Origin of the sequence: Membranihabitans maritimus, assembly GCF_021729145.1 — a bacterium.
In the GTDB taxonomy this organism is placed as follows: Bacteria; Bacteroidota; Bacteroidia; order Chitinophagales; family Saprospiraceae; genus Membranihabitans; species Membranihabitans maritimus.
In genome coordinates, this window is the sequence record NZ_JAJSLW010000008.1 from 83,026 (window position 1) to 102,218 (window position 19,193).

The window sequence follows — 19,193 nt, forward strand, 5'->3', positions numbered from 1 at the left end:
AGGTGAAAGTAAGATATTTACCCAGTCCTTCTGGTTTATTTCGTCGTTATTCGAGGCGGGGCCTGTTTGTCCGTATTGAGTGTTCGGGCAGTTGCGTTCGGTGTTTTCGGGATACAGTCAGCAGTCTGAATTCTTAATATTCTTCGAAATCAGGAATGAGGTGTAAGGGAGATTATTTGGTTTTAACAGTGAGAAAAAACGTTGTAGCCCTTTTGAAGATCAGTAAAATTTGGATTGGGAAAAGTAACTCCTGTGACACTAATTGGGGTCTTAAACAGTTTTTAATGATGTATCCTTTTCAGCTGCATCTATCTCTTCTGAGGTATTATCTTCTTTGTCAGTTTGTTGGTTTCGATTCATTTTGTCTTTAATTAGGTAGTATGTCATAACAAGGCTGGTAATAATTATTACATAAAGGACTATGCCAGGCTTTACTTCCGAACTGATGAATTGCTCCGGTATTTGGAAGAATAAAAGAATTGTTACCAATCCGCGGGGGGCTATGTATACTTCCGGATAAAAATTGGATCGAGCGAAAAAATATAACATTACTGACCGGAAGATAAAGATACAACTTACTACAGCAAGACTTATAAGAAATACCTCCAGGTTCAAAAGGTTTTGAATATCAATAGTCATACCGAATACGACAAAGAAAAAAGTACGTACAAGAAAAGCAGTTTCCAGTGTGATAAGATGAAATTCTTTTTCTATTTTTTCAATACTGCTGGTCTCTATCCCGTATTTATTAAGGATGTTTTTAAACTTGCCGTGATTGGAAAGTGCCAGTCCAAATACAAGAATAATAATAAGGGGGGATAGGTGAAAAAGCTTTCCCAGACTATACAAAAGGATCAAATTGGCTGTCAAAAGAAATAATTTGGTCTGGCTTTTTAAATCTTTAAATAAATATATCAATATTATACTGGCGATCAATGCTACCAAAATTGTCATAATAAGGCTGATAAAAAACTGTGAAGTCGCTTTTACACCACCTTCTTCCAGAAACGAAATAACAAAGTAGAATAAAAGAATTCCAAGAATATCAGAGAATGCAGATTCATAAATCATGAATTCTTTTTTCTCTAAAACCAATCCTGTGACACTTGGGATAATAATGGCGCTGGACATAATGGTCAAAGGGGTTGCATAGAGAAAAGCAATGCCGAAGGTAAGATCAAGTTGGGCATACAGAAAATAGGCTACAGCAAAAGTTGTGGCTATTAAGCATAAAAATGCAATTAATAATGAGTTCCCTATCAGGGGATATTTTTCCGGATTGAGTTCCAGGTCTAAGGCCGCTTCCAAAACAATCATTATTAATCCTACGATACCTAATATTTCCAAATATGGCATTAAGTTTGGCATATCATAATGGGCTTGCTCAACACCGAATTTGATAAGTATTCCCGTTATTATAAGAAGTAGAACAGAGGGTATGTTTGTCTTTTCGGATAGCTTATTGAAAAAATAACTTAGCACTAAAATGATGGATGCACAAATCAATAAGACATATGGATTGGATAAATCAATACCTCCTGCCAAAGCGAATATAGTTGCAATCATAGTGTCATAGTTTTAAAACAATGACCAATAAGTTGTAAAAAAAATTTGAAATCAAATTGTTCAAAAGGGAAAATTATTGGTAATTGTAGATCGTATTTTGAAATCAAATTTAAATAATTAAATTCATCGAACTTATTGGAAACAAAACTTATTGAAATATTTTTATATGAAAATTGTTTATTCAGAGTATTTAAAAGACTATTCATCGTATACTTTTTCTTATGCACCGTATTGCATGTATGAAAAGGGGGACAAATTAGAAGATATTTATCATTTGGGTTTTTTACCCTATACCGGAAATGTTCATTTGGATTCCTATATGTGTTATATGGCCCGAAGTCTTCGAGTTGATTTAGAAGGTTTTAAACGCAGTTCTGAGAACCGTAGGGTGGATCGTAAATTTGAAGGTATTTCTTTTGATAGAGAAATAATTCCTATCGAAGAATTTGATATTCTTGACCCCCATTTTACGAAGTTTTGTACTGATTATAGTAAAGAGCGATTTAAGGGTGGAGAAATGTCCGCAGATCGATTGCAATATGTTTTAAATTCTCCCTTTGCAACGCATATTATTAAATATTCAGAAGGAGACAATCACATTGCATTTATACTAGCTTGTATGAATGACAGTATGTTGCATTATTGGTATAGTTTCTTTAGTCTTGATCGGTACATTGAATTACCATTGGGAAAATGGTTGATGTTGGATTCTATTGAAATGGCAAAAGAAACAGGGAGAAATTATTGTTACTTAGGCACATGTTACGGTGCTCATTCCCTGTATAAAGTTCGCGATTTTAAATCCCTGGAATTTTTTGATGGAATGGGGTGGAAAAGTGATGTGAAATGCCTCAAGGCTTGGTGTAAATCTGATGATGAGCCCCTGAGTGAAGATCGTTTTAAATCACTTGATGATGGCAGTGCCAATAAGATTTTAAATGAATTAAAGAGTTAACAATGAAACTATCCTTGATTCGCAAGGTCTATCCTCTGAAGTATCCTTTTAAATTGTCCTATGGAACTTTTACTGAAAGAGTGGGATATTTGGTGAAATTGGAGGAAGGCGGTTATACAGGTTGGGGCGAAATGAGTGTTGTTCCATATTACAATAAGGATGAAGGTATAATAAAGAAGGAATTTGAGGATTCAGGAAGATACTTATCAACTGTTTCCGAAGATTGGACCCCTGAGGGTTTGTATGATGAAATGGTGGCCAAATTGCCTTTGGACCCTTTTATTAGGTCCGCCGTCGATTGTGCTCTATATGATTTGTATGGAAAGAAGCATGGCAAATCTACATGGAGGCTGGTAGGTGGTAAAGAAAAAGTACCTGTTTTATCAAGCCTGACCATTACAGAGGATGATTGGGAAGAAAAGTTAGATTGGGAGTGGCCGATATTAAAACTGAAAATGGGATTTAGAGGGGATATTCAATTATTAACAAAAATTCGCAAAAAATTTGATGGTGTAATTCGAATAGATGCTAACAGTGGTTGGAACCAGGAAAATATGGAGAAAAATTTGGCCGTTATGAAAGATTTGGAGATTGAATTAATAGAACAACCTGTTCCAAAGAATGAAGATATATTTTTAAGTGAATTTGATCCGGGAATTCCTTTTGTAGCGGATGAGAGCTTTCAAGGGTTGGAGAACTTGCTGGAAATGAATCAGCGATATCAGGTAATTAATGTAAAACTACAGAAATGCGGGGGAATTACGCCAGCACTTCGGATCATTGAAAAGGCAAAGGCAATGGATTTGAAGATAATGGCAGGATGTATGACTGAATCTTCGATTGGAATTGGCGCAATATGTCAATTGGCGGGATACTTTGATTATTTGGATGTAGATGGAGAATACTTAATTGATTTTGATTTTCAGGAGGCCTTATTTTTAAATAAGGGATTTGTATTGTTGGACGATAAACCAGGAATGGGAAAGAATTACATATTGTAAAGCCTTGAATGATAGATTTTTTAAACTGATTTGAATACTTTTTAATAGAGTTCAAGGATATTAATTTTTGTTTTATCAATTTTTATCCTATATTTGCAATCCGTTAATATCGCGGGGTGGAGCAGTTGGTAGCTCGTCGGGCTCATAACCCGAAGGTCGCAAGTTCGAGTCTTGCCCCCGCTACAAAGACAAGAGCCGGTTAGTTGAAAAACAGACCGGCTTTTTTGTTGTAAGTAAGAGGTATACGGTGTTGTATTGTAATAAGGAGTGAAAATCGTCAATCGAGCGATGATATAATGCCACTTAATAAACAGTTTTCTTCATAGACTAAGAATGTACCTGACTTCTCATTCGAGCCCCGTGGACCCGGTTTTTTAACCCACTATTTAAAATATTTTGTTAAATATTTCTATTTAATAGAACACAATGTACAATTGCGTGTTGTTCTTGCTTTAATTGTTTAACCAAATATTATCAAATGATTGTAAGAAATGTTTTTTTATTATTGGCAGGTCTTTTATTGACGGCAGGAGTTCAAGCTACCAATAATAATCCGATTACTGAGGATGCGGAGACGGCAAAAGTAGATGTTGAAAAAAGTACTGTTAAGTGGCATGGCTACAAAGTTACCGGGGAGCATTACGGAACAGTTCAACTAAAAGACGGTGAGTTAGTTTTTCAGGATGGTAAATTAGTAGATGGTAAATTTGCTATTGATATGGCTACGATCGTATCAGATGATCTTTCGGGAGATTCTAAGGGGAAATTGGAAGGCCATTTAAAGTCCGATGACTTTTTTGGTGTTGAAAGTCACCCCCATTCTACTTTGGACATAACCAACGTTGTTCCTTATACTGGTGGCGTTTACAAAGTTGTTGCAGACCTAACTATTAAAGGAATCACAAAAGAGATTAAATTTGAGGCTCAAGTAAAAGAAAATGCCGGTGGGTATTTGGCTACAGCGGATATCGAAATTGACCGTAGTGAATTCAATGTAAGATATGGATCCGGCTCATTTTTCGATAATTTGGGAGATAAAACCATCTATGATGAATTTGAAATTTCTGTAGAGATTCAAACAAAGGAAGCCATGTAATCTCCTGGTTTAAAAGGTATTAAAGAAAAAGGCCACTAAAAATTAGTGGCCTTTTTTTTATTTTGTATAACTTAAGTTTCTTTTTAACTTGGAATATTGCCAAAAACTAATCATTTTCTTTTGTTCTTCATCCCATAATTTATTAAACATACATTTGAGACTATCCCTAAATGTCAAAATAGTAACGTGTTTTTGAAATACGGGATTTTCTTTTGCACATTTCACCAGGAAATAATTGGGGATTCGCGGGCTTAAATGATGTATATGGTGTAGACCTATATTCCCTGTGAGCCATTGAATGGGTCTGGGTAATTTATAATAAGTACTACCTTTTATGGAGGCTATTAAATAGTCCCATCGGTCTTTCCATTCTTTGTACGTTTCTTCATGCTGATGTTGTACATAAAAGAACCAGAATGCAATCACAATAAAGAAGAATAGAATCGTAAGTTGGGTGATGAGGAAATTCCATCCCAATAAGAAAGTAAGGGATAAATATATAAGAAGGATAAGAATATTATTATTAAATAATGTTCTATGACCTTTTTTTACGCTTTTTTCAGTAACCAGTGGTGTGCGAACAACGTATAAAATATATCCTACAGGAACGACTAAATGAAGAACTAAAGGTGATCTGTAAATTCTGTATGCTAACCTTCTCCACCAGCTAAGTGCTTCGTATTCTTTTACGGTAAGCATAGGTACGTCACCAATATGTCTATTTTCCAATTGACCATTATGGCTGTGATGATAATTGTGAACTTTGTACCAATAATCATAAGGAATGGTACTGAAAATGCTACATCCCCATCCGATTATCGAATTCCATTGCCTTGACTTCACAAATGATTGGTGACCGCAATCGTGTTGGATAATAAAAATCCGCGCCATAAAAAAGCCACATAAAATTGCTAAGGGGATCCCTGCCCAAAAAGCATAATCCATGGCAAAAAATGTAACTGTCCAAAGCGCTAAAAAGGGCAAGAATGTGTTTAAAATCTGAGTGATGGCTAATTTTGTATCGTGCTGTTGATAAGGTTTTATTAGATTTTTCCAGTCTTTGAGATCTTTTTTTATTTGATTTACTTGCATACTTGTATTGTTATTTTACCATGGGCTAAGCCTATTCTTATAATATTTTGTTGCGAAAGTACGAATAATATGGATAGTACAGAAACCTATAATTGATTTTAAGTCTAAATTAAGTTAAGCAGAATAAAAAAGGGCACTAAAGAAATTGTGTAAATAAATAGTGGAGCTGCCGGGGATCGAACCCGGGTCCAGTCAAAGCACTCATCAGCTTTCTACATGCTTAGCATTGAATTGTTTTGTCGGGTAAAATATAGGTTCCAATGCAAACCGCCAGATTACCTTAGTTCCTAAATTTTAGTAACAGATCGGAACAATTTTGTTACCTAGTCTGAAAGTTTATGGTGTGCGGCTACGCTGTATATCAGACATCAAGCGTGCGGCACAAAGGCATTTCTAATTCCTTGAATTAGGCTGCCAAGGCAAAGTTTCTATTGCCAATTAAAATAAGTTCATGATTATTTGTTGCGGAGTAAATCAAGATGCTCCGACATGCTTACTGACCAGAAATCTTTCCTGTCAAATCCAAGCCAGCCCCGTATTTTAAAGAACTTCTGTAGTTGAACACCCCCTTTACAAGAAATGTTCCGTGAAATTACTTATTTATTTGGAAAGTAAAGTATAATTCTCTAAAATAAGAATGGGATATCATCTGTTTTATATTTCCTGATGATACCCCATTCGATCTTTTTGTTCCCCAAGAGGCCTGCTTCGGGAGGTTTAGCTTAAGGTAAATATTAGCCCAATTGGGTTACTGGATTAATCCGTTCATTAAGTTTCTTTAGTTGCTTTCTTATGTGCAAATGTAATTTACAATAATGTGATGTGCAATACGTGGATATACGCAAAATCGTACGTAGTACTACGTATGGATAATATTATAAAATAGTTTTATTCTTTTTTGCCCACATTATCAATGAAGTAGGTGTCCCTTCCAAAGATAATTTTTCTATAATATTACTTCTATGCTTCTCAATAGTCCGGATCGATACACCGTATTCTTTGGCTATATCTTTACTGGTCATTTCCTGACCAATTAATCGAAGTATTTTCTTTTCGGTAGGAGTAAGAAATGATATATAATTATCATTTTCAATATTCTTTTCCGAATATCCCAAAATCTTGCTGCTAAAGTATGAATTCCCTTTTAAGAGTTCATCAAGGCAATTTTTTAATTCATAAAGTGCATCTTCTTTCAAAATATAGGCCGATACGTTTAGTTCTATTGCCATTTTTACGATGACAGGATCTTTGTGATAGGATATTAATATGATGCGGGTATCTGGTGATTGATCTGAAGCCTTTTGCGCTACTTCTATACCTGATAAATAGGGCATTTGGATATCTATTACTGCAAAGTCTGGATGGTGATCAACTATTTTTTGGAGTGCATCCGCTCCATTATGAGACTGGATGATGTCATTATAGCCCAACTGGTGTAAAAAGTCAGCCAATCCTCTTAAAAATAAAGGATGATCGTCTGCTATAACGAATTTTGAGTTTTTAGCCATCATAAGATATTTTTAATGCAATTTCTGTTCCATTACCCTTTTAGTACCAATTATAGAATTGCAAATCCATCCAATAAATCTGTTCTTTTAAGGTCTTTTTCGCCAGGGGCGTTAACGAATTTGCGTTTTTGAAAAGGTAGAACCTATTTCTTTTATTATATGTAGTAAACCTGGATATATCCTTTTGTCCTTTTATACTAAAAGCAAATACTTTTTAGTTCTTATGATTTATGAAATAGTTAGTTGCATCCCTTGGCTATCTTAAAAATATTGATCGCAGGCTGTTCATAATATAGATTACTAAATTGGTCTCAATCTCCATTGACCAGTAAATTCAAAGAATGATCAAGGCCTAAAAAAAGTTTTTCAAATGCTATCATCATGTCCGTTTTTACACAAAGTAAAACGGATGGAATGTTCGACTTATAGAACGAATTACCTCGAGGATTTGTCCAACCATATCTCTTATTAATCATCTTTTTGACCAATATATTAGTCTTTATAGCCATCATGAAATAACCGATTTTGTCCTGTAATTCATTGGGAATATGGCATTTCAGTTATTTAAAATTCTAATAATTTATGAGTGTAAGTTGTTTATGTATGCTATTCTTTTACAATTCCTTAGAGTAGGAACAATAAATATTAGTAGTGCTCAATAAGGGGGGAAGGCATTTTGTATTGATTTCATCAAGAGACATTTCAGTTTCTTTTATTCCTTCTTGTCGAAGGGCAGGTTCAAAACGAATTGGTAAAAAATTGAAAAGAGGGATTTGGGTTGGCGAGTCTGATTTTGCCTTGGCATTTTGGGGGCCAGGCATGGTCTGGCAAACTACTTTTTGTATTACTATTTCGTATGTATGTGGGATATATATTGGCTCTTCTAACCTTTATTTGAGAGGGATAATAATAGGCTTGAACAAGTAGCACCCTGTGGTATTCAATACATAAAGGATATACTCTCCTCTCATTTAAATGCCTTACCAGTTTGCTTTTTGGTATCAATCGAAAGTAGAGGATTGTTTTTGTTCTATCTTTTAGAGAAGATTCTGGCCGTTGCATAGTACTGTAGCATTTATTTCTTTTTCATTATAATAATGTCATCTTATTACCCTGTTCGAATGCAAATGGAAGTTGTGGTGAGGACTGGGGAAAAATTATTGTAGTAGATCTATACAATGAGATATGAATAAAATTGAGTTTATCAGGGAGGAATAGTAGTTACGTCAGGGTATCACTATTTTATAATGTATATCTATATCAGGGGGAGTAGTGATCAAATTAACCATGGGAAAGTATAATAATATACCGGGAAATTAATTAATTAATAACCATAATCTGGTAAACATTTTTGCCTGCTTATGTATTTTCAGGTTTAATAATTGAAAGAAGTATAGTATGAAATTAAAGAAGCCCATTTTAGGAGTTGATATGGATGATGTATTGGCTGACTCTTACCAGCAATCTTTAGATTGGTATGAGCGTGATTTTGGTATCAAATACACTAAAGAAGAATTAGAGGGTCAATATCTGGGAGATGTCATAGCAGAAGACCAAATTGACATAATTAATTCGTATTTTTTTACTGAGGGCTTTTTTCGAACGATTAAGCCTATAGACGGAGCAATTGAAGGAATGAGGTTGTTGCAAGAAGAATACGATGTTTTTATTGTGACTGCAGCTCAACAATTCCCGCAATGTCTCACGGAGAAAAATGAATGGCTGGATGAGTATATGCCTTTTATAGATTGGCAGCATAGAATTTTTTGTGGGCACAAATATTTTTTAGATGCTAAATATCTTATTGACGATCACGCTTACAATTTTGAATATTTTAAAGGAAGTCCCATTTTATTCTCCGCTCCACATAACGCTGGTGAAACCAGGTTTTTCAGGGTGAATAATTGGGAGGAGACTCTTACATACTTAAATGTCACTTCAAAAATAATTTAAGGCTTAGTTAAATCCAATGAATTAAACATAAATTATTATTTTTCTGTTTATCATTACTTATTGTGTATTCGTATAATATGCAATTACATCCTTGATTTTGTTATAGCTGTTTTCTAATTTTAGTACCTTTGTTAAGTACAAATAATCTATGGGTAATTGGATTTAAATAAAGTATTCAATGTCATCAAGTAAAGTAGGTAAATCATTTTGGCAACGACCTGAAGGTGTAACCGGGGGATTGATCCTCGGTGGTATTATTGTGGGAGTTGCATTTTTAGTTGCTTCACTTTGGCCTTTCTTGATTGGAGCTTTTCAGAGCGGTTTGGGGTTGGCAGTGGCCCTTATGGTGTTGGGGGTTGTTTTATATTTATTTCTTGATCCCAAAATGAGAAATCTAATCTGGTATTTTTACAAAAACACCATGAGATGGATTACCGGACTTTTTGTTAAAATTGATCCTATCTCTATTTTGAAGTCCTATATATCTGATCTTCAAGAAAATGTAAAAAAGATGCACCGTCAAATTGCCCAATTGCGTGGGCAAATGCATCAACTAAAAGAAATGATTTACAATAATCAAAAACAGATTAAAGCGAATTTAGTACAGGCTAGTGAAGCAAAAGCAAGAAAGAAACGCAATGTTATGATTCTTAAGTCTAGAAAGGCGGGGAGGTTGAAAGAGTCAAATGTGCGACTTGAAGAATTGTATAACCGGATGGAAATACTATATCGGGTATTAAGAAAAATGTATGAAAATTCAGAAATCCTTCTCGAAGATGTAAAAGATCAGGTTTTTTTAAAGGATCAGGAACGTAAAGCAATCATTGCTGGTCAAAATGCTATGCGGTCAGCTATGGATATCATCAAAGGTGATGAGGATAAAAAGGAACTATTTGACAAAGCACTGGAGGCTGTGGCAGATGATGTGAGTCAAAAAGTAGGTGAAATGGAAGAATTTATGGAAATGTCTGAGGATTTTATGAATTCCATTGATCTACAAAATGGTGTATTTGAAGAGAAAGGTCTGGAGTTACTGGAGAAGTGGGAAAAGGAATCAGAATCACTTTTGCTCGGACCAGAAAAAGAAGGTTTGTTGCTGGAAGCAAATGATAATGATGATATTCTGGACCTGAATCAACCTGTTAAAAAACCTATCAAGGAACCCCAAAATCGTGACAATCAGTACGATTCTTTTTTTGATTAAAATATATAAATTACGATTATGAAAAAATTATTATGTGTACTTGTTTTCTTTGCATTTGTATTTACTGGCATTAACGCGCAAATTCAAACTCCTGCACCTAGTCCTATGTCTAAGGTTTCCCAAAATGTAGGATTGACAGAAATTGAAATTGAATATTCCAGACCCGGAGTAAAAGGTCGCACCATTTTTGGTGAATTGGTTCCATACAATACATTTTGGCGGACGGGTGCAAATGCAACTACAAAGATTACATTTTCAGATGATGTGATGATTGCCGGAAAGGACTTAAAGGCTGGTACTTATTCATTATTTACTTACCCAGGGATGGATGAATGGACTGTGATTTTTAGTAATAGTATGCAATTACCCGGCGGTGATGGATATGACAAGAGTAATGATGCAGTACGTGTAATGATACAGCCGGAACCATTGGAGAAAACGGTAGAAACTTTTACTATTAATGTAGCAAATGTACGTAATAATACTGCAACAATAGATTTGTCCTGGGAAAATACACGTGTCAGTATTCCAGTGTCTCTCAATACAGATGAGAAAGTATTTGCTAGTATAGAACAAGTTATGAGTGGCCCGTCAGCAGGGGATTACCACGCAGCTGCCAGTTATTACCTGGAGGCTGGGAAAGAGCTGGAAAAAGCTCATAAATGGATTACTAAAGCAGTGGAAATGGGCAACGGAAGTCAATTTTGGGTGATTCATGCGAAAGCAAAAATAGAGGCTGAACTTGGTAAAAAGGATGAGGCAATAAAAACGGCAAATCAATCAATAAAAGCAGCTAAGGCTGCTGGTAATGATCACTATGTCATGTTAAATGAGAAATTGATTGAAAGTCTTGAAATGTAGAGATAAGAATTTGAAAAGAAACTTTTTTATAAAAGGGCAATTCGAAAGGATTGCCCTTTTATTTTTGTCCCTGACTTTTAAGTAGGTTCCGTATTTCTGTAAGTAATTCAATGTCTTTTGGTGTTGGAGTGGAGGGATCTTCTGTGTCTTCAGCTTTTTGCTTCAGAATATTAATTGCTCTTATAAGAAGAAAAATTGTCATAGCAATAATGAAAAAATCAATTCCCGATTGGATAAATTGGCCGTATTCTATAATTATAGGTTGTTTAATTACTTCTCCATTACTATTTTCAACTGCTTCCTGAATTGTCCAACTCATATCAGTAAAATCTACACCGCCAGTTAAATACCCAAGAGGAGGGGTAAGAACAAATTTGACGAGGCTATCAACAATTTTACTAAAAGCCGCACCTATGATTATTCCGATGGCCATATCAATCATACTTCCTTTTACGGCAAATTCTTTAAACTCACTCCAAAACTTCATATAGCAGGTATTAATTCAAAAAAAAAATTGACAGAAAAAATATAGTAATAATTTGCTTTACTATGGAATTTTTGTAAACATGATTTTTTTATTTCAAAGGCTATAAATATATTGAGATTGAGCGGTAAAATCAGCGTAGATATGGGAAATACATCAGAAGCTTTAGTAATTATTGACATGCAAAATGATTTTCTTCCGGGTGGATCTTTAGGTGTTCCCGGGGGTGATGATATAATTCCTTATATTAATGACTTGCAGTCTGAATTTGATTGGATTATAGCTTCTCAGGATTGGCATCCGCATGATCATTTGAGTTTTGCATCACAGCACACAGGTAAAAACCCATTTGAAGAAGTTGAATGGGATGGACTATTGCAAAAATTGTGGCCAGATCATTGTATTCAGGGTAGTTTTGGAGCTGAATTTTCTTCTGCTTTAAAAACGGGAAGTATTCGCGCCATCTTTCGTAAAGGAATGAATAGAAGAATAGATAGTTATAGTTGCTTTTATGATAATGGTCATTTAGAGACCACGGGAATGAGCCATTACCTTAGAGGGTTAGGCATAGAGAAATTGTATTTTACAGGGTTAGCCGCTGATTTTTGTGTATATTTTTCAGCCATGGATGCAATAAAAGAAGGTTTTCAAACTTATTTTATTGAAAACGGTACAAGGTATATTTCTGAAGAGGGGTACTTGAAGGCCAAAAAACAAATGATAGAAAGGGGTATTAAAATTATTTCAGATTTTTAACCATTATGCATTTCAATACGAACCAACCTATTTTATACCTTCTATGTAAGAATCTTATATAGATTTTCATTCTATATTTTAAGCAAATAATATCGCTCTTTTATTCCAGATCATATATAGATATACGGTCACAATTTTATCTCAACACCCAGTACTTTTAAAAATTCAGCAATCCACTTTTGGTGTCCGGGCCAGGCAGGAGAGGTCACCAAATTGCCATCAACCACAGCTTCAGTAGGAGCCACCTCTACATATTCACCTCCAGCTAATTTTACTTCGGGGCTTACGGCTGGATACGATGTGAGCTTTTTACCTTTAATGACTTCAGCTGCAGCCAGAATTTGTATGCCGTGGCAAATAGCTGCAATGGGTTTGTCTTTGGCAGAGAAGGCTTTGACTATTTCTAATACTCTGTCATTTAATCTGAGGTATTCAGGAGCTCTTCCTCCCACGATAACGAGCCCTTCATAATTACTTTCAATTACATCGGAAAATGAATAGGTCAATTGAAAATTATGTCCCGGCTTTTCGGAATAGGTCTGATCGCCTTCAAAATCGTGGATGGCTGTTTTAATGGTTTGTCCTTTCTTTTTCTCAGGGCAGACGGCATGTACCTCATATCCTACCATTTCAAGCATTTGAAAAGGAACCATTGTTTCGTAATCTTCCGCGTAATCACCAGTAAGTAATAATATCTTCTTCATTGTACATAAATTTATTGTGATTAATATACAAATTATAGAAGGTATACAGATAAATGCTTAGTTAAATTATTATTGAAAGAATATTATATTTTTCATAAAATAAAGAGACCCGGTATTCTTTAATACCGGGTCGTCTTCTAGAATATATAAAATACAATAATGGAATAGGTCAAGTTTATTTTACCGCCAGGTTTTCAGGTTTTGGCGATAAATCGTGATATGCAGGCATTTCGTGTTCTGCTGTATCCAAACCAATAGTTTCATCTTCGGTACTTACACGGATACCTATAGTTGCTTTTACAATATAAATAACTATAAACATGAATATAAATGTAGTGGCACCAATAGCTACAATCCCTACAAATTGGTACCATAGCTGATTAATACTGGCCAACGACCCAAATATACCAACGGCTAAAGTTCCCCAAATACCGCACACAAGGTGTACAGATGTGGCACCTACAGGATCATCTAATTTCATTCTATCGAAAAATACTACGGAAAATGGAATGATTATACCGGCTATCAATCCTATGATAATGGCTTCGAATGGAGACATTAAGTCTGCTCCTGCAGTAATTCCAACTAATCCTCCTAAAATTCCATTGAGAACCATTGTAAGGTCATGAGACTTAAATAGTGCGTAGGATGTAAAGAAAGATCCTAGAGCACCAGCCGCCGCTGCTAATGAAGTAGTAACAAATACAAGAGAGACTAAATCAGGGTCAGCAGACAGTACGGAACCTCCGTTGAAACCAAACCAACCAAACCAAAGGAGGAATACACCTACTGCCGCCAATGGTAAATTGTGCCCGGGTATTGGATTGATACCATTCTTGGAATATTTTCCCAATCTTGGACCTAATAGAATAATTGCAGCTAATGCGCCCCAACCTCCTACAGAGTGAACAAGAGTCGAACCTGCAAAATCATAAAATCCCAGGGAGTCTAACCATCCTCCGCCCCATTTCCACATACCGGTAATAGGGTAAGAAATTGAAACAAAAATTAAACTAATTATTAAGAAACTCTCCAACTTCATTCTCTCAGCTACTGCACCAGATACAATGGTACAACAAGTAGCAGCAAACATCCCCTGGAAGATAAAATCTGTCCAATAGGTATAACTTCCGTCGGCGTAAGCTATAGACTCACCTTCTGGGAGAGCCAGGCCTATTTGTGCAAACCCAATGATGCCATTCCAGGATTCACCCGGATACATCAAGCTAAAACCTATTACGTAATAACTGATAAGACCTATGCTAATTATCATTACGTTTTTGAATAATATATTGACGGCATTTTTGCGTTGCACCAGCCCTGCTTCCAATGTGGCAAATCCAAGGTGCATTACAAAAACTAGTACTGTGGCTACAAGGAGCCATAAATTGTTCGTGGTAAATAAATTTGTATCCATTTTTTATTGATTAATTTGTGGGTTTTTAAATAGCCTTTGCGTTTTCCTCGGCATTTCTAATTCTATATATTTTTTCTATCGGCAGAACTGTTATCTTTCCATCACCTATCTCTCCAGTAGCCCCGGAATCTAAAATTGTTTTTACAATATCATCACACTTTTCCTCCGTAGTGTATATATCCATTTGTATCCTTTCGATATATTCCGTGCCATAGGAAGATCCGCGGTAAACCATTTTTTCCCCTTTCTGCAAACCATATCCTTTTACATCCTGGGTTGTAAAGAATTTGACATTAATTTTCGCCAAAGCATCCTTTACGGTTTCAAACTTGCTTTTGCGAATGATGGCTTCGATTTTTTTCATTGGTGTACTTTTTTAATTGAGTCGTGATTATATTAAAAGTTGGTATAAATGAATTTTTAACACTATACCTTTTTGATTACGGAAGCTAAATTACATTTGAAGCTTTGTCGAAAAAATTGCTAAAATTTTGATATTGTGTATTTGAAAATGGATGTTTTGGTTTGTAATATACTGGTATATAGTGTATTGAGTAAGCTGTCTTTGTTCCTTCTAGTCTTATATAAATTGACATTAAATCCAAAATAGTCCTGAATTAGTCCAAAGAGCGATGATAAATAAAGGAACTAAGAATATAGACTATGGATTCCTTACAGGTAGTCAGTAAAATGCTATGGTATAATCATTCGAAATGACCTTCGATGAGAAGGTTTATCTTCAATACGCTATCCTTTCTAAATAGGATGGTCTTTCCCTTTTAGGTGATGGATTTCCCAGGAGAGAACGGAAAATTAGTTTATCATAAATTCGACAGAGAAAATAAGAGACCTGACTGCGTGACGCCTATAGCTTTAGCAGTGGAGCAAGGAGCAAAATATAAATAATCCTGGGTGGAAAATTAGTGGATTCCTCAATTCTGGCATTGCTTTTTTCGCAAAAATAATGTATCAAACAATTATTCGTCGAGCCCATGTTCGATTACTAAATTGATTAGTATTAACTACGAGGTAGAATAATGGTGTTTATTTTCTTTTAATGGAAGTAATAACCCCTCCTGCTAGTGCCATAACAACAACTATTAATGATACCATGGCCGGAATTTCAAATATGTGCTCAATACATATTTTAATTCCAATAAAGATTAGAATAAAGACCAGACTATATCTAATATTATGAAACCGGTCAATAAAAGAGCTGAGTACCAAAAAAAGAGATCGTAGTCCTAAAATCGCAAAAATATTGGAACTAAAAACTATAAATGGATCCTTCGTTATTCCGAAAATGGCAGGAATGCTATCAAAAGCAAATAGAATATCTGTAAATTCGATCATGATCACAGTTAGGAATAAAGGTGTTACTACCCAAATTCCTCTTATTCTGGTAATGAAGTGCGGATTGTCAGGGTCTTTGATGACGGGAAGCACCTTCCTGAGGTATTTTATTATTTTGTTTTGATTCAGATCCTGGTCTTTATCTCCTTTTCTCCACAAATTAATACCGGAGTACAAAAGAATCGCGCCGAATATATAGTTGAACCAGGGAAGTTTGGAAAGCAAATAGCTGCCAAGGTAAATTAAAATAGCTCTAAATATTATTGCCCCGATAATGCCATAAATTAGAGCTTTGTGCTGATTGTAAAATGGAATTTTAAAATACTTGAAAATGAGTATCATGACAAAAATGTTGTCAATACTTAGGGATAGTTCCAATAGAAATCCCGTTATATAATCGATCATCGCGATTTTTCCGGAAGTATTTAAACCGACAGAATTACCAAGTCCAAACCAGTGATTGTTATACCCGAAATAAACAATTATGGAAAACGAAAGGCCAAGACTCATCCAGAAAGCAGTAGCAATAGTGGCCTTCTTTCTTGCTTTTTTTAATTCTATTACTGATTTATTTATTACAAACAAATCAAGAATAATAAATACCAGGATGAGAAGTGAGAAGTAAAGAAATATTGACATAAAAAAAAGTTATACCCCTGTTATAAAGGTATAACTTTTTGATTTATAAAAACCCAATGAATTATCTTATTGAGCGATAATAAATTTTTTGATCGAAAGCAAGTTCTTCTCTTTATTGAAGATCTCTATCATATAGGCACCGCTATTAAGATTGGTAACATCTATTTCTGTTTGCTGGGAATAATCTAAAACACCTCTTTTGATTTCTTGCCCGGTCAGACTATAAACTTTAAAAGTAGATTTACCTAACTCATTAGGGTCTCCTGAAATGTATATTCTACTCGTCGCAGGGTTGGGGAATAATTTCAGTTCCAATGGTTCCGGCCTGGATTCATTGGATGAGCTGACCTCAAATGGACAATCTTCAAATCCTTCTACTTCATTGAAATGATATACAATTTCTTCATCAGTCATTTTACATAAAAGGGCTTCAGTAATACTGTCACAGTTTACTCCTGAATATTGAAGGAAAGGACTAGTCAAGCTGCCAACACCCTCAATCCATATTACAGTGCTATCTTCTATTGCGCTATTCTTAAGGTAGTAGACCTGGCTTTCCAATTCCATTGACTGACCACAAAAATGAAGTGTATTTGATACAGAATCCAATAGTAATTCAATATTAACACCCAGTCGAATGGTATCTCCTGCTGATTTACTGAAGTCATATACCAATTTTTCTCTTTCCAAAGCTGTTTCTGCATTAAGAGCATATACTTTTTGTTCTTCTATGTCTTCTCTGTATAGACCGTCAAGTTGATATTCAATAGAATCCGTTTCCCCAGCCAGGTCATAATATACTTTATGGTAAGTAATACCATCAACTATGGAATCTCCATCTGTATAAAAAGTAAGGGTCATTTTTCCATCCAAATCTGCAGCATCCAGGTATTGGTACCAACCCGTAGAAGATTCACCAAAAAAGGGTGTGTATTCCTGCGCAGTGGCATTTGAAATGAAAAATAAAGTAGATAAAAGTAAAAAAATCTTGTTCATGGTAACGTTTTTTGTTCTGAATTTTAAAACCACAAATGTCTTTTTTTATTGCCAAAAAAAAGAGCAATTTTTAAATATTTAACTAAATATATAGGTTTTTTTTGTAATATGAATTATTACAGCATTACACTGCTATTTTCCGGGTGAAAATGCTAAAATTTAAGCGAATGGGTTATTTAAGATAGAGTTGTACAAAACCGTTGGGATAAACTACGGCGTCATTTAATTTATATCTGTTATCGAATGATTCTCCGTGAAATATTCTGATACCCTTCCCAAGGGTAATGGGTATATAAGTAAGAATAAACTCATCTACAAGTTTATGTTTTGTCAATATGCTATTAATCTGACCGCCTCCTACTAACCAAATATCCTTGCCCTGACTATTTTTTAGTTCAGTAATAAATTCAACAATTTCATCAGAAACAAATTCTACATGTGGGTCATCAGGGATATTTTTTCGCCGCGTAAAAACATAATTTTGCGTTCTATGGTAGGGGAATACTTCACCCTGGGTCATAATATCTTTATAGGTATTAAATCCCATGAGAATAGTATCAATATTTTTGAGAAATTTATCATAGCCATAATCTTCTTTCCCTTCAGCATAATCATCATCATGCAGCCAATCATAACTTCCGTCTTCCCTCGCTATGAAGCCGTCAAGTGAAACAGCAGTATATAATATTATTTTCCGTTTAGCCATATACGAAAATATGATCTATTAATTTAATTTCAATAAAACGGGACAATGATCACTCCCGTATACTTCCCCGAGAATTTTAACATCTTCACATCTACCTACTATATCTTCTGTCAGTAAAAAATAATCAATTCTCCATCCGACATTCCGTTCGCGTGCTTTAAACCTCTGGTTCCAAAAGGTATATTCAATTTTATCAGGATATTTTTCTCGATAGACATCATGCATTCCAAAGTTGAGCAATCGCTCGAATCCATCAATTTCTACCTGGGTATAGCCTGCTGTTTTATTATAATTCTGTTCAGGTCGTGCCAAATCAATTGCCTGATGCGCAACATTTAAGTCTCCTGTCAGGATAAGCGGTTTTTGGCTAGCTAATGTTTGTAGATAACTGGCAAACGATTCGTCCCATTCTTCCCGGTATTCAATTCTTTTTAATTTACTTCCGCTATTAGGTACATATACATTTACAAGATTAAAGTCATCATATTCTGCAAGCAGTACTCTACCTTCCGTATCATGGTGTTGGACATTGATGTCTGGAATGACATTATTAGGTTTTGATTTGGAAAATATAGCCGTTCCTGAATAGCCTTTTCTATCGGCGGAATTGTAATAAATATGATAATCATTTATAGATTCAATAGCTTCTTTCACCTGATCATCTTGTGCTTTCGTTTCCTGAATACACAAAATGTCCGGGTTTAATTCCTTTAATTTTTCTTCAAAACCTTTTCGCATTGCTGCTCGAATTCCATTAACGTTCCATGTGATTAAATTTAATCCTGACATATTTGTATTTTAAAAAAATCTCGAAAGCGACTTAACAATGGGTGCCTCTTTGTCGGATATGTAATTGATTTTTTCATTAGGTACTCAGGAGAAAGTATACGAATCCCGGGTAT

General features: G+C 35.0%; 18 protein-coding genes, 1 tRNA gene and 1 other RNA gene. 8 read left to right on the forward strand and 12 right to left on the reverse strand.

Annotation, left to right across the window (positions count from 1 at the left end; all coding sequences use genetic code 11):
- Window positions 1-270: 270 nt before the first annotated feature.
- The gene (locus tag LVD47_RS11135; RefSeq protein WP_236975960.1) at window positions 271-1,566 is read right to left on the reverse strand and encodes a cation:proton antiporter domain-containing protein; all 1,296 of its coding nucleotides are present in this window, start codon (window positions 1,564-1,566) and stop codon (window positions 271-273) included.
- A 166-nt stretch (window positions 1,567-1,732) separates the two neighbouring features.
- Between LVD47_RS11135 and LVD47_RS11140 the strand changes: the two genes are divergently transcribed.
- From LVD47_RS11140 to LVD47_RS11155, 4 genes are all read left to right on the forward strand, one after another.
- Entirely contained in the window at window positions 1,733-2,521 is a 789-nt protein-coding gene (locus tag LVD47_RS11140; protein WP_236975961.1) for a hypothetical protein, read from the forward strand.
- A gap of 2 nt (window positions 2,522-2,523) precedes the next feature.
- On the forward strand, window positions 2,524-3,522 hold the full coding sequence (locus LVD47_RS11145; protein ID WP_236975962.1) for a dipeptide epimerase: 999 nt from the start codon (window positions 2,524-2,526) through the stop codon (window positions 3,520-3,522).
- A 110-nt stretch (window positions 3,523-3,632) separates the two neighbouring features.
- A tRNA-Met gene (locus tag LVD47_RS11150) sits at window positions 3,633-3,705 on the forward strand.
- A 295-nt stretch (window positions 3,706-4,000) separates the two neighbouring features.
- Window positions 4,001-4,618 carry a YceI family protein gene (locus LVD47_RS11155; RefSeq protein WP_236975963.1) on the forward strand — a complete coding sequence of 206 codons (618 nt, stop codon included), beginning with the start codon at window positions 4,001-4,003 and terminating at the stop codon, window positions 4,616-4,618.
- Between the two features lie 57 nt (window positions 4,619-4,675).
- On the opposite strand, the gene LVD47_RS11160 is transcribed toward LVD47_RS11155, so the two are convergent.
- From LVD47_RS11160 to LVD47_RS11170, 3 genes are all read right to left on the reverse strand, one after another.
- Window positions 4,676-5,710 carry a fatty acid desaturase gene (locus LVD47_RS11160; protein ID WP_236975964.1) on the reverse strand — a complete coding sequence of 345 codons (1,035 nt, stop codon included), beginning with the start codon at window positions 5,708-5,710 and terminating at the stop codon, window positions 4,676-4,678.
- A 158-nt stretch (window positions 5,711-5,868) separates the two neighbouring features.
- Window positions 5,869-6,245: a transfer-messenger RNA gene (gene ssrA, locus LVD47_RS11165) on the reverse strand.
- A gap of 340 nt (window positions 6,246-6,585) precedes the next feature.
- Window positions 6,586-7,221, reverse strand: a complete 636-nt coding sequence (locus LVD47_RS11170; RefSeq protein ID WP_236975965.1) for a response regulator transcription factor — start codon at window positions 7,219-7,221, stop codon at window positions 6,586-6,588.
- 1,395 nt (window positions 7,222-8,616) lie between these two features.
- Between LVD47_RS11170 and LVD47_RS11175 the strand changes: the two genes are divergently transcribed.
- The 3 genes from LVD47_RS11175 to LVD47_RS11185 all read left to right on the forward strand — a co-directional run bounded on the left by LVD47_RS11175 (window position 8,617) and on the right by LVD47_RS11185 (window position 11,236).
- Entirely contained in the window at window positions 8,617-9,171 is a 555-nt protein-coding gene (locus LVD47_RS11175) for a 5' nucleotidase, NT5C type (RefSeq protein ID WP_236975967.1), read from the forward strand.
- A 178-nt stretch (window positions 9,172-9,349) separates the two neighbouring features.
- Window positions 9,350-10,375 (forward strand): coiled-coil domain-containing protein, encoded by a 1,026-nt coding sequence (locus LVD47_RS11180; protein WP_236975968.1) that lies wholly within the window; start codon window positions 9,350-9,352, stop codon window positions 10,373-10,375.
- 18 nt (window positions 10,376-10,393) lie between these two features.
- Complete coding sequence (locus LVD47_RS11185) at window positions 10,394-11,236, forward strand: DUF2911 domain-containing protein (RefSeq protein WP_236975969.1); 843 nt, start codon at window positions 10,394-10,396, stop codon at window positions 11,234-11,236.
- A gap of 58 nt (window positions 11,237-11,294) precedes the next feature.
- Here LVD47_RS11185 and mscL read toward each other — a convergent pair whose 3' ends face one another.
- Entirely contained in the window at window positions 11,295-11,723 is a 429-nt protein-coding gene (gene mscL / locus LVD47_RS11190; protein ID WP_236975970.1) for a large-conductance mechanosensitive channel protein MscL, read from the reverse strand.
- A gap of 141 nt (window positions 11,724-11,864) precedes the next feature.
- On the opposite strand from mscL, the gene pncA reads away from it, so the two are divergent.
- The gene (pncA, locus tag LVD47_RS11195; protein ID WP_236975971.1) at window positions 11,865-12,476 is read left to right on the forward strand and encodes a bifunctional nicotinamidase/pyrazinamidase; all 612 of its coding nucleotides are present in this window, start codon (window positions 11,865-11,867) and stop codon (window positions 12,474-12,476) included.
- Window positions 12,477-12,604: 128 nt separating this feature from the next.
- Here the strand turns inward: pncA and LVD47_RS11200 are convergent, their stop codons facing one another.
- From LVD47_RS11200 to LVD47_RS11230, 7 genes are all read right to left on the reverse strand, one after another.
- The gene (locus LVD47_RS11200; protein WP_236975972.1) at window positions 12,605-13,180 is read right to left on the reverse strand and encodes a DJ-1/PfpI family protein; all 576 of its coding nucleotides are present in this window, start codon (window positions 13,178-13,180) and stop codon (window positions 12,605-12,607) included.
- Window positions 13,181-13,355: 175 nt separating this feature from the next.
- Window positions 13,356-14,597 carry an ammonium transporter gene (locus tag LVD47_RS11205; RefSeq protein ID WP_236975973.1) on the reverse strand — a complete coding sequence of 414 codons (1,242 nt, stop codon included), beginning with the start codon at window positions 14,595-14,597 and terminating at the stop codon, window positions 13,356-13,358.
- A 25-nt stretch (window positions 14,598-14,622) separates the two neighbouring features.
- Entirely contained in the window at window positions 14,623-14,961 is a 339-nt protein-coding gene (locus LVD47_RS11210; RefSeq protein ID WP_236975975.1) for a P-II family nitrogen regulator, read from the reverse strand.
- A 680-nt stretch (window positions 14,962-15,641) separates the two neighbouring features.
- Window positions 15,642-16,589: a TerC/Alx family metal homeostasis membrane protein gene (locus LVD47_RS11215; protein WP_236975977.1), complete on the reverse strand. Its 948-nt coding sequence runs from the start codon at window positions 16,587-16,589 to the stop codon at window positions 15,642-15,644.
- A gap of 66 nt (window positions 16,590-16,655) precedes the next feature.
- Window positions 16,656-17,585: a T9SS type A sorting domain-containing protein gene (locus LVD47_RS11220; protein WP_236975979.1), complete on the reverse strand. Its 930-nt coding sequence runs from the start codon at window positions 17,583-17,585 to the stop codon at window positions 16,656-16,658.
- 172 nt (window positions 17,586-17,757) lie between these two features.
- Window positions 17,758-18,291: a dihydrofolate reductase family protein gene (locus LVD47_RS11225; protein WP_236975981.1), complete on the reverse strand. Its 534-nt coding sequence runs from the start codon at window positions 18,289-18,291 to the stop codon at window positions 17,758-17,760.
- 18 nt (window positions 18,292-18,309) lie between these two features.
- Window positions 18,310-19,080, reverse strand: coding sequence for an exodeoxyribonuclease III (locus LVD47_RS11230; protein ID WP_236975983.1), 771 nt, complete (start codon window positions 19,078-19,080; stop codon window positions 18,310-18,312).
- Window positions 19,081-19,193: the final 113 nt, after the last annotated feature.